The organism is Serratia sp. CY81684 (assembly GCF_052166595.1).
Lineage (GTDB): Bacteria > Pseudomonadota > Gammaproteobacteria > Enterobacterales > Enterobacteriaceae > Serratia > Serratia nematodiphila.
The window spans coordinates 165,939-178,715 of record NZ_JBJNOO010000004.1 but is presented as its reverse complement, the minus strand read 5'-3'; the positions used below and the strand labels follow the sequence as shown (position 1 = coordinate 178,715).

Genomic DNA, 12,777 nt, shown 5'->3' with positions numbered 1-12,777 from the left:
ACTGCAGCAGATACAATTACTTCAACCAGCCTTTGCGCTGCGCGTCCCGCAGATGTTGCTCCATATGGCGCCACAGCTCGGGATGCACGTCGGCGATCGACGCATTGCGCGCCAGCACCTGCTCCAGGCTGATGCCGTTTTCCACCCAGCTCTGGCCTTCATTGTGCAGGTTCATCAGCATCGGCATGGTGCGATCCAGCAGCAAGGCAAAGCGGGCATCGGCGCTCTCGCCGTCTTCATATTCCTGCCATAAAGCGGTGAAATACTCGCGCTGAGCCTCCGGCAACATGCCGAACAGACGGCGCGCCGCCGCCACTTCCTGATCGTGGATCGCCGCGCGGGCCGCCAGATCGTAGACCAGCACGTCGCCGGCGTCGATTTCCACGATGTCATGCAGCAGCGCCATCTGGATCACGCGCTGAATGTCTACGTCATCACCGGCGTAGGGCGCCAGGCTCATGGCGGCGATGGCGAAATGCCAGCTGTGTTCGGCGGAGTTTTCCTGGCGCTGGGTGCCCAGTACCTTGGTGCGGCGTTGTACGCCTTTTAACTTATCGATTTCCATCAGGAACTGGATGGCCTGGGTCATTGAACCGAAATCTAACGCGTGTACAGCGGATGACATGGTGTAAACCTCAAGGTGGGTGGGTTGAAGCCTGACGATTGTAGACCAGCGGGCGGGGGATTTCGATGGTTACACGTGTTCACATTTTTATTTTAGCGTACACGTGTACACTGGAATTATTCTCAGTTAAGCTGCTTTGCGTTAATTTCGCACAAAGCAGGGCATTTTGAGGGGTTGCGCGTTATGGGGAAAACGGACGTAGTGAAAGCCGGGAACAATAAGATTGTCACCGCGGCTTATCCGTGGGCGGAAGAGATCGCCAACAGCATCAGCCACGGCATCGGGCTGGTGTTCGGTATTGTCGGCCTGGTGTTGCTGCTGGTGCAGGCGGTGAATACCGGCGCCGATGCGACGGCCATCACCAGTTACAGCCTGTACGGCGGCAGCATGATCCTGCTGTTTCTCGCTTCTACGCTGTACCATGCGATCCCGCATCAAAAGGCCAAGCATTGGCTGAAAAAATTTGACCACTGCGCCATTTATCTCCTGATTGCCGGCACTTACACCCCGTTCTTGCTGGTAGGGCTGGATTCGCCGCTGGCGAAGGGCTTGATGGCGGTAATCTGGGGGTTGGCGCTGCTTGGCGTACTGTTCAAGCTGGCCTTCGCCCACCGTTTTGAAGCCCTGTCGCTGGTGACCTACCTGACGATGGGCTGGCTGTCGCTGATCGTGATTTATCAGCTGGTCACGCGGCTGGAGGCCGGCGGCGTCACGCTGCTGGCGATCGGCGGGGTGGTCTACACCCTGGGCGTGATTTTTTACGCTTCCAAGCGCATTCGCTTTGGCCACGCCATCTGGCACGGCTTCGTGCTCGGCGGCAGCGCCTGCCACTTCATGGCGATCTACCTGTACGTCTAAGCGTTGCCGCTACATCTGAATGCGTATTGAACAAGCGCCTCTTTTGTTTTAAAAAAGAGGCGCTTGCTTCTTTCGGGTATCCAGCAAGCCCTGTCCTTCATTTCTGAGCCCGCATACCGTTTCTCTAACCTCTGTTCAGGACTCATCAAGATGATCGTTCGCTTATCCAAAGCGCTGCTGGTCTGCGCTATCGCCTTGTTCGCTTCGCTGGTGGCCTTCGGTAACCTCACCGACTACGGCTCCAACTTCGCCTTCGTGCGCCACGTCTTTATGATGGACACTATATTCCCCGAGGCCACCATCGGCTACCGCTCGATACAGACGCCGTGGCTGCATCACGCCGGTTATATTTTCATCATTGCGTTGGAGAGTCTGACCGCGCTGCTGTGCTGGATTGGTGGCCTGCGCCTGCTGTGCGGCCTGAAACTGCCCGCCAACGCTTTCAACGGCCGAAAAAAATGGGCGGTAGCGGGGCTGACGCTGGGCTTCCTTACCTGGCAGGTCGGTTTTATGTCGATTGGGGGGGAGTGGTTCGGCATGTGGATGTCGCAGCAATGGAACGGCGTGCCGAGCGCGTTTCGCTTCTTCGTCACCATCATCTTGGTGCTGATCTATCTGGTGCAGCGCGACGGGGAGTTGGACGAGTAACGAAGATGGCCGCAGGCAGGGGGCCTGCGGCCGACGGATTATTTCTCTTCGGCCAGCGAGTAGGGCAACGGTTTGATCGCCAGCTGGCTGGCGGCATCGTCGCGCACCCGCAGCTTGCTGTCGGCATCCAGATCGTTGTTCATCACCACCTGCACCCACAGCGTACCATCGGCTAACTGACTCGACGCCAGTACGGTGCCGGTGCGGCGCCAGTTTTCCCCCAGCTGCAGCTCCAGATCTTCCGCCGCCTGCGGGGCGCGGGCCGCTTTACCTTCCAGCCAGTAGAGCGCACGTTTGTTGGCGCCGCGGAACTTGGCGCGCGCCACCATCTCCTGACCGGTATAGCAACCCTTGCTGAAGCTGATGCCTTCCAGCGCCTGGAGGTTGGTGGCCTGCGGGATCAGCTGCGCGCTGTTGGCGGCGTCGATAACCGGATAACCGGCTTCGATCTCCAGCGCCAGCCATTGGCTGCTGTCATTCAGTTCCGCCTGGTCATGCAGTTTGCCGATCAGCTGTTCGGCCACGGCGGGGCGGGTCACCAGCAGAAAACGTTCCGCCGGCGCATTGAAGTGCAGAATCGTGGTCTCGCCGTCCTGCACCACCGGGTGCTCGGCGCTCGGCAGCGTGGCGAACAGGCCCGTCAGCGCGGCGCGCGCCTGGAAACCGGCGACGCCCAGCAATACCGCGTCATTATCGGCGGCGATGGTGACTTTGGAGAACACCGCGTATTTTTTGATTTCCGCCAGTTGGCTGTCCAGCACGCTGCGGCGCTCCAGATAGGCGAAGCCTTCGCCACGGTGGAACAGACGCAGGTTGCTCCACATTTTGCCCTTGGCGTCGCAGTGGGCGCACAGCACGTGTTGATCGGCCGCCAGCGCGTCGATGTCCGCCGTCACCTGGCCCTGGAGATATTTCACCGTGTCCGGCCCGTTCAGCGTCACCAACGCCCAATCTTCCAGCGAGATCAGCGTCAGGGGCAGATGGGTGGAAGCGGAGGGCTGACGGGGTGGGAATGGAATGTTATGCGCCATAGTAAGTTCCTGCTCAACGTTTAGCTTACCTGAAGGGTATTGGGCCCATGGTAAAAGAGGCGGCGGGCTTTGCAAACTGTTATTCGCGCCGCGGCGCCGGGGGGCGCTTTTTTTGGCATTTTGCGCTTTATTGCGTTTTCCGCCACAAAGCGCCTTCCCGGCGTGTATGTCAAATTGTTACTCTATAGACTTGTGGCCAGGGCACCCTTGCACACAGACCCCCCGGCTGATGGAATTATATTGCGACGGCGTTGCCATACAGTGTGTCATTTGAACCCTGCGCTGGCGCTGCCGCGCTGAAAAGAGGTGAGTCATAACAACATGGATATTAACAACAAAGCACGTATTCACTGGGCTTGCCGCCGTGGCATGCGCGAGCTGGACATCTCCATCATGCCGTTCTTCGAATACGAATACGACAGCCTGAATGACGCGGACAAGGCGCTGTTTATCCGCCTGCTGGAGTGCGACGATCCCGATTTGTTCAACTGGCTGATGAATCATGGCGCGCCGCAGGACGGCGAGCTGCAGAGAATGGTGACCCTGATCCAAACGCGAAATAAAGACCGTGGCCCAGTGGCGATGTGATATCCGCATTTCCTGGCGCACCCAGCTGTTTTCACTGTTGACCCACGGCGTTCTGATCCTGCTGATCCTGATTTCGCCCTGGCCGGAAGGCTTTGGCCCGCTCTGGCTGGTGCTGCTGACGCTGGTGGTGTTTCAGTGCATTCGCAGCCAGAAGCGCATCGCCGCGGTGCAGGGCGAGCTGCGGCTGCTGGCGGATCGGCGTTTCAGCTGGCACGGCCGCGAGTGGCGGCTGGCGAAAAAACCGTGGATGCCGGGTTACGGCATGCTGTTGACGCTGCAGCCGATGGAAGGCAAAAAGCGCCGCCGGCTGTGGCTGGCTTCCGACTGCATGAGCAAAGAGGAATGGCGCCACCTGCGGCAGCTGTTGCTGTATCCGCCGGCGGGTGACGGCGAACAAGACTGATAGGGGGCGCCGGCGCGAATCATGCCGCCGGCGCTCGGCGTTTGGGGAGGAACGCCCGATAGCGGCTACAGCAGCGGCTCCATCTCCAACAGGATCTGTTCGCACCATTGCTGCAGGCGCTCTTCGCTCAGATCGTATTGGTTGACCTCATCGAGCGCCAGGCCGACGAAGTGTTTGCCATCGGCGCTCAGCGGTTTGGGGCTGGTGAACTCGAAACCCTCAGTGGGCCAGAAGCCGATGAACTGTACGCCCAGCGGCGCGATGTGATCGTGCAGCATGCCCAGCGCGTCGAGGAACCACTCACCGTAACCGAGCTGATCGCCCATGCCGTACATGGCGACGATTTTGCCTTTCAGATCCAGCGCCGCCAGCTGCGGCCAGATCGCTTCCCAGTCTTCCTGCAGTTCGCCGAAATCCCAGGTCGGGATGCCGAGGATCAGAATGGAATAGTCCTCCATCAGCTTGGGCGAGACGTCTTTCAGGTTGTGCAGGTCGACCAGGTCTTCACCCAGAATCTCACGGATTTTTTCTGCCGCCATCTCGGTGTAGCAGGTGCTGGAGCCGTAAAACAGACCAATCTTCATGTGTAAACCGTTACGTTGCTGTTTAGAGAATTGCAGCGAGTATACCTGATTTGCGTCGGCTTAAGGCATAATGGCGCGGGTGGAAATGCAACGAAGAGAGGACCGCGTGCAACAGCAAGACAATGCGCTGATTGAACAATTCCTGGATGCGCTGTGGCTTGAGCGCAATCTGGCGGAAAATACGCTGGCCTCCTACCGGCTGGATTTGCAGGCCCTGGGCGCCTGGCTTGGCCAGCAGAAGACCGATTTGCTGCAGGCGCAGGCGCTGGATCTGCAGGCGTTTCTCGCCGAGCGGGTGGATGGCGGTTACAAGGCCACCAGCTCCGCGCGTTTGTTGAGCGCCATGAGGCGCCTGTTTCAATATCTGTACCGCGAAAAGCTGCGCGCCGACGATCCCACCGCGCAGCTGGCGTCTCCCAAACTGCCGCAGCGCTTGCCGAAGGATCTGAGCGAGGCGCAGGTCGATGCGTTGCTGCAGGCGCCCTGCGTCGATCAGCCGCTGGAGCTGCGCGACAAGGCGATGCTCGAAGTGCTGTACGCCACCGGGCTGCGGGTCTCCGAACTGGTGGGGCTGAGCATCAGCGACGTCAGCCTGCGCCAGGGCGTGGTGCGGGTGATCGGCAAGGGCAACAAGGAGCGGCTGGTGCCGCTGGGCGAAGAGGCGGTCTACTGGATCGAAAACTATCTGGAGCACGGCCGCCCATGGCTGGTCAACGGCCAGACGCTGGATGTGCTGTTTCCCAGCACCCGCTGTCAGCAAATGACCCGACAGACGTTCTGGCATCGCATCAAACACTATGCCATCCTTGCGGGCATCGACAGCGAGCGTCTGTCGCCGCACGTGTTGCGGCACGCGTTCGCTACCCATTTGCTGAACCATGGGGCCGATCTCCGTGTCGTACAGATGTTGTTAGGGCACAGCGATCTCTCGACCACGCAAATTTATACTCATGTAGCGACCGAACGACTGAAACAGCTACATCAACAGCATCACCCGCGCGCCTGAGCGGCGGGTTCGAAAGGATTGGAATAATGAAAAAAGGTTTAATGCTGCTTTCACTGCTGGTGGCCTCGGTGGCCGGCGCCGCCCATGCCGATGACGCGGCGATCAAAAAAGCGCTCGCCAGCCTGGGCATCCAGCAGGCGGACGTGCAGCCTTCACCGGTCAACGGCCTGAAAACCGTGCTGACCGACAGCGGCGTGCTGTACGCCTCCGAAGACGGCAAGCACATCCTGCAGGGCCCGCTGTTCGACGTCAGCGGCAAAGAGCCGGTCAACGTGACCAACCAACTGCTGAGCAGCAAGATGGACGCGCTGAAAGATCAGATGATCGTGTACAAGGCGCCGAAAGAGAAACACGTGATCACCGTGTTCACCGACATCACCTGCGGTTACTGTCACAAGCTGCATCAGCAGATGAAAGAGTACAACGATCTGGGTATTACCGTGCGTTACCTGGCATTCCCGCGCCAGGGGCTGGCATCCCAGGCTGAAAAAGACATGCAGTCGATCTGGTGCACCGCCGACAAGGCCAAGGCGTTCGACGCCGCCATGAAGGGCGACGCCGTTTCTCCAGCGACCTGTAAAACCGACATCAGCAAGCATTACGAGCTGGGCGTACAGTTCGGCATTCAGGGCACGCCGGCCATCATCCTGGAAAACGGCATGATGATCCCGGGCTATCAGGGGCCGAAAGAGATGGCCGCCATGCTGGATGCGCACCAGGCCGCCACCAAAGCCGGTGGTTAATCGCCGGTGAGTATCAAAACGCAACTACGCCGCCGCCCGGCGGCGGATGACTCGCATCTGCCCGCCAGTTTGCCGCCGCTGCTGCGCCGGCTTTATGCCCTGCGCGGCGTGCAGGCTGAGCAAGAGCTGGAACGCAGCGTCAAGGGCATGCTGCCCTGGCAACAGCTGGACGGTATCGACGACGCCGTCAGCCTGCTGCAACAGGCGCTGGCCGACGGCCGCCGCATCATGGTGGTGGGCGATTTCGACGCCGATGGCGCCACCAGCACCGCGCTGACGGTGTTGGCGCTGCGCAGCATGGGCGGCGCAGCCGTCGATTATCTGGTGCCAAACCGCTTCGAAGACGGCTACGGCCTGAGCCCTGAAGTGGTGGAGCAGGCGGCGGCGCGCGGCGCAGAACTCATTGTCACCGTCGATAACGGCATCTCCTCCCACGCCGGCGTCGATGTGGCGCACGCCAAGGGCATGCAGGTGCTGGTGACCGATCACCACCTGCCAGGCGAGACCCTGCCGGCGGCTGAAGCGATCGTTAACCCCAACCTGCGCGGCTGCGCCTTCCCGTCCAAATCGCTGGCGGGGGTAGGCGTGGCGTTCTACCTGATGCTGGCGCTGCGCGCCCGGCTGCGGGACAGTGGCTGGTTCGAGCAGCGCGCGCTGGCGATGCCCAATCTGGCGGAGCTGCTGGATCTGGTGGCGCTCGGCACTGTGGCCGACGTGGTGCCGCTGGACGCCAACAACCGCATTCTGGTGTATCAGGGGTTAAACCGTATTCGCGCCGGCAAATGCCGACCGGGCATCCGCGCGCTGCTTGAGGTGGCCAACCGCGACGCCCGCCAGCTGGCGGCCAACGATCTCGGTTTCGCCCTCGGCCCGCGGCTCAACGCCGCCGGCCGGCTGGACGACATGTCGATCGGCGTGGCGCTGCTGCTGAGCGACGACATCGCGCAGGCGCGCATGCTGGCCAACGATCTTGATGCGCTGAACCAGACGCGCCGCGAGATCGAGCAGGGCATGCAGGTGGAGGCCTTGCAGCTGTGCGATCAGCTGGAGCGCACCAGCACCGAGCTGCCTTACGGGTTGGCGATGTATCACCCGGAATGGCACCAGGGCGTGGTGGGCATCCTCGCTTCGCGCATCAAAGAGCGTTTCCACCGCCCGGTGATCGCGTTCGCGCCGGCGGGCGACGGCATCCTGAAAGGCTCCGGCCGTTCGGTGCCCGGCCTGCACATGCGCGACGCGCTGGAGCGGCTGGATATGCTGAACCCCGGGCTGATGATGAAGTTCGGCGGCCACGCGATGGCGGCCGGGCTGTCGCTGGAAGAGACCAAATTCGACGAGTTCCGCCAGCGTTTCGGCGAGCTGGTGGGCGAATGGCTCGATCCGGCGATGCTGGAAGGGGTGATCTGGTCCGATGGCGAACTGGCGATGCAGGAGCTGTCGCTGACCACGGCGGAGCTGCTGCGCGAGGGCGGCCCGTGGGGCCAGGCGTTCCCGGAACCGACCTTCGACGGCAAGTTCCGCATTCTGCAGCAGCGGCTGGTGGGCGAGAAACACCTGAAGCTGATGGTGGAACCGCTTGGCGGCGGCCCGCTGCTCGACGGCATCGCGTTCAACGTGGATACCACGCTGTGGCCGGACAGCAGCGTGCGCGAGGTGGAACTGGCCTACAAGCTCGACGTCAACGAGTTTCGCGGCAACCGCAACGTGCAACTGCTGATCCAGCATCTTTGGCCGCGCTGAGGCGAAATTGAACACAATTCGGGGATTGGGCTCTCCAATCCCCGGCATCCTTCCCGATCGCCACAAAAACTGACCAACTCGCTATAAACTGCCGCCCGGATCCGTTAGAATTAGCGGTTCCAATGGCATTCCGCCATCGACGATATCAACGTAAAAGAACGAAACCATGTTTGAAATTAACCCGGTAAAAAACCGAATTCAGGACCTGTCCGAGCGGACTGCGGTTCTTAGGGGGTATCTTTGACTATGATGCCAAGAAGGAACGCCTAGAAGAAGTCAACGCCGAGCTGGAGCAGCCGGACGTTTGGAACGAACCGGAGCGCGCGCAGGCGCTCGGCAAAGAGCGCGCCGCGCTGGAAGCCATCGTTGAAACCATCGATCAGCTGGAGCAGGGCGGCGAAGACGTCGGCGGGCTGCTGGAACTGGCGGTGGAAGCCGACGATGAAGAGACCTTCAACGAAGCGGTCGCCGAGCTGGATCAACTGATGAGCAAACTGGATCAGTTGGAATTCCGCCGCATGTTCTCCGGCGAATACGACAGCGCCGACTGCTACCTGGATATCCAGGCCGGCTCCGGCGGCACCGAAGCGCAGGACTGGGCCAGCATGCTGCTGCGCATGTACCTGCGCTGGGCTGAAGCCAAGGGCTTCAAGACCGAAGTGATCGAAGAGTCCGACGGCGACGTCGCGGGCCTGAAATCGGCCACCATCAAGATCATCGGCGACTACGCGTTCGGCTGGTTGCGCACTGAAACCGGCGTTCATCGCCTGGTGCGCAAGAGCCCGTTTGACTCCGGCGGCCGTCGCCACACCTCGTTCAGCTCGGTGTTCATCTACCCGGAAGTCGACGACGATATCGATATCGAAATCAACCCGGCGGATCTGCGTATCGACGTGTACCGCGCCTCCGGTGCGGGCGGTCAGCACGTCAACAAAACCGAATCCGCCGTACGTATTACTCACCTGCCAACCAACATCGTGGTGCAGTGCCAGAACGATCGTTCTCAGCATAAGAACAAGGATCAAGCGTTTAAACAGCTGCGAGCCAAGCTGTACGAGTTTGAGATGCAAAAGAAAAATGCTGATAAGCAGACGATGGAAGACAACAAGTCCGACATCGGCTGGGGCAGCCAAATCCGTTCTTACGTGCTGGATGACTCCCGCATCAAGGATTTGCGCACCAACGTCGAAACGCGTAACACGCAGGCCGTACTGGATGGCGACCTGGATAAATTCATTGAGGCAAGTTTGAAAGCCGGGTTATGAGGAATAGAAATGTCTGAACAACAAGTACAGGGCGCCGATCAGGCGCTGGATCTCAATAACGAACTGCAGTCCCGCCGCGAGAAACTGGCCGGCCTGCGTGAGAACGGCATTGCGTTCCCGAACGACTTCCGTCGCGACTCCACCTCCGACAAACTGCACGCCGCGTACGGCGATAAAGACAACGAAGAGCTGGAAGCGCTGGGCGTAGAAGTGACCGTCGCCGGCCGCATGATGACCCGCCGCATTATGGGCAAGGCATCCTTCGTTACGCTGCAGGACGTGGGCGGCCGCATTCAGCTGTACGTCGCACGCGACGATCTGGCTGAAGGCGTGTACAACGAGCAGTTCAAGAAGTGGGACCTGGGCGATATCCTCGGCGCGCGCGGCAAGCTGTTCAAAACCAAGACCGGCGAACTGTCGATCCACTGCACCGAACTGCGTCTGCTGACCAAAGCGCTGCGTCCGCTGCCGGACAAATTCCACGGCCTGGCGGATCAGGAAACCCGTTACCGCCAGCGTTACCTGGATCTGATCGCCAACGAAGAATCGCGCAACACCTTCAAGGTGCGTTCGCAGGTGATGTCCGCTATCCGTAACTTCATGGTGGAACGCGGCTTCATGGAAGTCGAAACCCCGATGATGCAGGTGATCCCGGGCGGCGCGTCCGCGCGTCCGTTCATCACCCACCACAATGCGCTGGATATCGACATGTACCTGCGCATCGCGCCGGAACTGTATCTGAAGCGTCTGGTGGTCGGCGGCTTCGAACGCGTGTTCGAAATCAACCGCAACTTCCGCAACGAAGGCGTTTCTCCGCGTCATAACCCAGAGTTCACCATGATGGAACTCTACATGGCTTACGCGGATTACAAAGACCTGATCGAGCTGACCGAGACGCTGTTCCGCACCCTGACCGAGAAAGTGCTGGGCACCTCTCAGGTGCAGTACGGCGACGAAGTGTTCGACTTCGGCAAGCCGTTCGAGAAGCTGACCATGACCGAGGCGATCAAGAAATACCGTCCGGAAACCGATCTGGCTGACCTGGCCGACATGGGCAAAGCGGTGGCCATCGCCGAATCCATCGGCATCAAGGTTGAGAAGAGCTGGGGCCTGGGCCGCGTCGTGACCGAGATCTTCGAAGAAGTGGCGGAAAGCCATCTGATTCAGCCGACCTTCATCACCGAGTACCCGGCTGAAGTGTCGCCGCTGGCGCGCCGCAACGACGTGAACCCGGAAATCACCGACCGCTTTGAGTTTTTCATCGGCGGCCGTGAAATCGGCAACGGTTTCTCCGAGCTGAACGACGCCGAAGACCAGGCGCAACGCTTCGCCGACCAGGTGAACGCCAAAGACGCCGGCGACGACGAAGCGATGTTCTACGACGAAGACTACGTCACCGCGCTGGAGCACGGCCTGCCGCCGACTGCCGGTCTGGGCATCGGTATCGACCGCATGGTGATGCTGTTCACCAACAGCCACACCATCCGCGACGTGATTCTGTTCCCGGCGATGCGCCCACAGAAATAATCCCGTTTAGCGTGCAACAACCGGTGCAGGCGACTGCGCCGGTTTTTTTTCGTTTACGGGACTTAACCGCTTAAAACATCGACAGTTACGCGCCATCTCCGCTTGCCCGCCGCCGATAACCGGTTATAATGCCTGTCGCACACCGATGCGGGTGTAGTTCAATGGTAGAACGGCAGCTTCCCAAGCTGCATACGAGGGTTCGATTCCCTTCACCCGCTCCAATCTCCCTATGCATCACCCCATTGAGTTATAACCGTTTTTAGAAAAGCTGATTCTCAACGATTGCATCACCGTTTGGTGCGGGTTGGCTTGTGAGTCGCTCAAGCCATTGGCCTGGCATTTAACCGCGATAATACAACGCGCCGCCCAATCCTGATGCGGGTGTGAGCCGCCGTTGCTGCCCACAGCGCGCCATTACCGTTTAACTCCACTTCTGTTTAGCCCCGGATGGCAGGCGGTTGTCCGTTTCTTCGCAGGAGCGGTCGCATTCTTTCGGCAGCAGGAAGGTGATACTTCCTGCCAGCAACAGCGATGCCGCCAGCGCGCAAACCGCGACGTTCTGTCCGTACAGATAAATCATGACGCCTACCAGATAGGGGCCGCAAAACCCACCGAGGTTGCCCAGCCCGTTGATCACCCCGCGTGCGCTGCCCGCCACTTCCGCCGCCGCAATGCGTCCGGGAATTGACCAGAAGGGGCTGGTCGCCGCTTTAAGGAAGAAGCCGCACACCACCAGCGCGATATAGGCGGCCACCACGTGCTCATGCAGGATCACTGAGGCTATCAGCGCCGCCGCAAAACAGTACAGGGAGATCCTGACCCACAAACGGCGTTTACCGCTGCGATCGCTGAACATCGAAATCACATAAATCCCCGCCAGAGTGGCAACAAAAGGCAGGATCGCCAATACCCCAACATTGGCCATGCTGCCACCGGTCAGGTTTTTCAAGATGGTGGGCAGCCACAACGTATACCCATAGTCCCCGGTCTGGTAAAAGAAATTCAGCACGACCAGGCGCATCAATCCCTTGTTGCGAAACACCGCTTTTAACGGCGCCTTCGCTGCCGGCACCCTCCCTTCCCGCGCTTTGCGCTCCCGGGCCAGTTCGGTCAATAAATAGTCGCGTTCCTTCGCCGGTAGCCAACGCGCCTCTTCCGGACGGTCACTGATCACCAGCCACCAAATGGTCAACACCACGACCGACAACAAGCCTTCGATAATGAACAGCCAGCGCCAGTCGAGAGTGGCAATAATCGCGCCAGAAACCGGGGCGGTCAGCATCCCCCCTAGTGGGGCAAACATCATGACAAAGGCATTGGCGCGCCCCAGTTCTTTTTCCGGGAACCAATTGCTTACCATGGTCAGCACGACGGGCAACATTCCCCCTTCGGAGATCCCGAGAATAAAACGCAGCACGAGCAGTTGATATTCATGAGTGACGAATCCGGTGGCGATAGAGACAATCGCCCAGGCCACGAGCGACCAGGCTATAAAACGTTTTCCGCTACCGTAAACCGCAAGTCGTCCGCCAGGGATTTGCAGAAATAAATAACCAATAAAAAAGATACCGCTGGCCACGCCAGCCATCTGGCTGGTAATGCCTAAATCCTGTTCCATGCCGCCCGGCAGAGCAAAGCTGATATTAACGCGATCCATAAATGAAATAATACAGGTGATAAGGATCGGCGCGATAACCCGCAGCCAGCGAGTTCCTGGTATTTTATCGGTCATAATAGCGTCTCGATGATATCCGCCATT

The 12,777-nt window shown here is 59.7% G+C and carries 13 protein-coding genes and 1 tRNA gene; 10 read left to right on the top strand and 4 right to left on the bottom strand.

Annotated elements, in window-relative coordinates; genetic code table 11:
* Positions 1-16: 16 nt before the first annotated feature.
* A complete protein-coding gene (locus tag ACJ8QF_RS15870; protein WP_325962448.1) occupies positions 17-625 on the bottom strand; it encodes an HD domain-containing protein in 609 nt (202 codons plus the stop codon).
* Positions 626-808: 183 nt separating this feature from the next.
* Here ACJ8QF_RS15870 and trhA point away from each other — a divergent pair, with 183 nt between their 5' ends.
* Positions 809-1,483 (top strand): PAQR family membrane homeostasis protein TrhA, encoded by a 675-nt coding sequence (gene trhA / locus ACJ8QF_RS15865; protein ID WP_021505704.1) that lies wholly within the window; start codon positions 809-811, stop codon positions 1,481-1,483.
* Positions 1,484-1,633: 150 nt separating this feature from the next.
* Positions 1,634-2,131: a DUF2165 family protein gene (locus tag ACJ8QF_RS15860; protein ID WP_049186827.1), complete on the top strand. Its 498-nt coding sequence runs from the start codon at positions 1,634-1,636 to the stop codon at positions 2,129-2,131.
* 38 nt (positions 2,132-2,169) lie between these two features.
* On the opposite strand, the gene ygfZ is transcribed toward ACJ8QF_RS15860, so the two are convergent.
* Positions 2,170-3,162 (bottom strand): tRNA-modifying protein YgfZ, encoded by a 993-nt coding sequence (gene ygfZ, locus ACJ8QF_RS15855; protein ID WP_286093573.1) that lies wholly within the window; start codon positions 3,160-3,162, stop codon positions 2,170-2,172.
* Positions 3,163-3,483: 321 nt separating this feature from the next.
* Here ygfZ and sdhE point away from each other — a divergent pair, with 321 nt between their 5' ends.
* Together sdhE and ACJ8QF_RS15845 are read left to right on the top strand one after the other, a co-directional pair.
* Positions 3,484-3,750, top strand: a complete 267-nt coding sequence (sdhE, locus tag ACJ8QF_RS15850; RefSeq protein WP_004931679.1) for an FAD assembly factor SdhE — start codon at positions 3,484-3,486, stop codon at positions 3,748-3,750.
* Positions 3,731-4,153, top strand: coding sequence for a protein YgfX (locus ACJ8QF_RS15845; RefSeq protein WP_021505702.1), 423 nt, complete (start codon positions 3,731-3,733; stop codon positions 4,151-4,153). The genes sdhE and ACJ8QF_RS15845 overlap by 20 nt, the downstream gene beginning before the upstream one ends.
* A gap of 65 nt (positions 4,154-4,218) precedes the next feature.
* On the opposite strand, the gene fldB is transcribed toward ACJ8QF_RS15845, so the two are convergent.
* Positions 4,219-4,737 (bottom strand): flavodoxin FldB, encoded by a 519-nt coding sequence (gene fldB, locus ACJ8QF_RS15840; protein WP_004931683.1) that lies wholly within the window; start codon positions 4,735-4,737, stop codon positions 4,219-4,221.
* Between the two features lie 106 nt (positions 4,738-4,843).
* On the opposite strand from fldB, the gene xerD reads away from it, so the two are divergent.
* The 6 genes from xerD (at position 4,844) to ACJ8QF_RS15810 (ending at position 11,239) form a co-directional block, all read left to right on the top strand.
* Positions 4,844-5,743: a site-specific tyrosine recombinase XerD gene (xerD, locus tag ACJ8QF_RS15835; RefSeq protein ID WP_048795302.1), complete on the top strand. Its 900-nt coding sequence runs from the start codon at positions 4,844-4,846 to the stop codon at positions 5,741-5,743.
* A 26-nt stretch (positions 5,744-5,769) separates the two neighbouring features.
* Positions 5,770-6,486 (top strand): bifunctional protein-disulfide isomerase/oxidoreductase DsbC, encoded by a 717-nt coding sequence (dsbC, locus tag ACJ8QF_RS15830; RefSeq protein ID WP_004931688.1) that lies wholly within the window; start codon positions 5,770-5,772, stop codon positions 6,484-6,486.
* Positions 6,487-6,492: 6 nt separating this feature from the next.
* Positions 6,493-8,226: a single-stranded-DNA-specific exonuclease RecJ gene (gene recJ / locus ACJ8QF_RS15825; protein ID WP_442537680.1), complete on the top strand. Its 1,734-nt coding sequence runs from the start codon at positions 6,493-6,495 to the stop codon at positions 8,224-8,226.
* Positions 8,227-8,392: 166 nt separating this feature from the next.
* Positions 8,393-9,491, top strand: a protein-coding gene (gene prfB / locus ACJ8QF_RS15820) for a peptide chain release factor 2 (RefSeq protein WP_096242572.1) whose coding sequence is annotated in 2 segments (ribosomal slippage) — positions 8,393-8,467 and positions 8,469-9,491 — 1,098 coding nt in all. Because the reading frame shifts where the segments join, the coding sequence is not laid out codon by codon here.
* A 9-nt stretch (positions 9,492-9,500) separates the two neighbouring features.
* On the top strand, positions 9,501-11,018 hold the full coding sequence (gene lysS / locus ACJ8QF_RS15815; protein WP_004931697.1) for a lysine--tRNA ligase: 1,518 nt from the start codon (positions 9,501-9,503) through the stop codon (positions 11,016-11,018).
* A gap of 147 nt (positions 11,019-11,165) precedes the next feature.
* Positions 11,166-11,239 (top strand) — tRNA-Gly (locus ACJ8QF_RS15810).
* Between the two features lie 200 nt (positions 11,240-11,439).
* Here ACJ8QF_RS15810 and ACJ8QF_RS15805 read toward each other — a convergent pair.
* Positions 11,440-12,750, bottom strand: a complete 1,311-nt coding sequence (locus tag ACJ8QF_RS15805) for an MFS transporter (protein WP_015378964.1) — start codon at positions 12,748-12,750, stop codon at positions 11,440-11,442.
* Positions 12,751-12,777: the final 27 nt, after the last annotated feature.

Coding starts and splice junctions, on each gene's coding strand:
- dsbC (WP_004931688.1), top strand. CDS start 5,770: ATGAAAAAAGGTTTAATGCTGCTTTCACTGCTGGTGGCCTCGGTGGCC.
- ygfZ (WP_286093573.1), bottom strand. CDS start 3,162: ATGGCGCATAACATTCCATTCCCACCCCGTCAGCCCTCCGCTTCCACC.
- ACJ8QF_RS15860 (WP_049186827.1), top strand. CDS start 1,634: ATGATCGTTCGCTTATCCAAAGCGCTGCTGGTCTGCGCTATCGCCTTG.
- trhA (WP_021505704.1), top strand. CDS start 809: ATGGGGAAAACGGACGTAGTGAAAGCCGGGAACAATAAGATTGTCACC.
- sdhE (WP_004931679.1), top strand. CDS start 3,484: ATGGATATTAACAACAAAGCACGTATTCACTGGGCTTGCCGCCGTGGC.
- fldB (WP_004931683.1), bottom strand. CDS start 4,737: ATGAAGATTGGTCTGTTTTACGGCTCCAGCACCTGCTACACCGAGATG.
- lysS (WP_004931697.1), top strand. CDS start 9,501: ATGTCTGAACAACAAGTACAGGGCGCCGATCAGGCGCTGGATCTCAAT.
- ACJ8QF_RS15870 (WP_325962448.1), bottom strand. CDS start 625: ATGTCATCCGCTGTACACGCGTTAGATTTCGGTTCAATGACCCAGGCC.
- ACJ8QF_RS15805 (WP_015378964.1), bottom strand. CDS start 12,750: ATGACCGATAAAATACCAGGAACTCGCTGGCTGCGGGTTATCGCGCCG.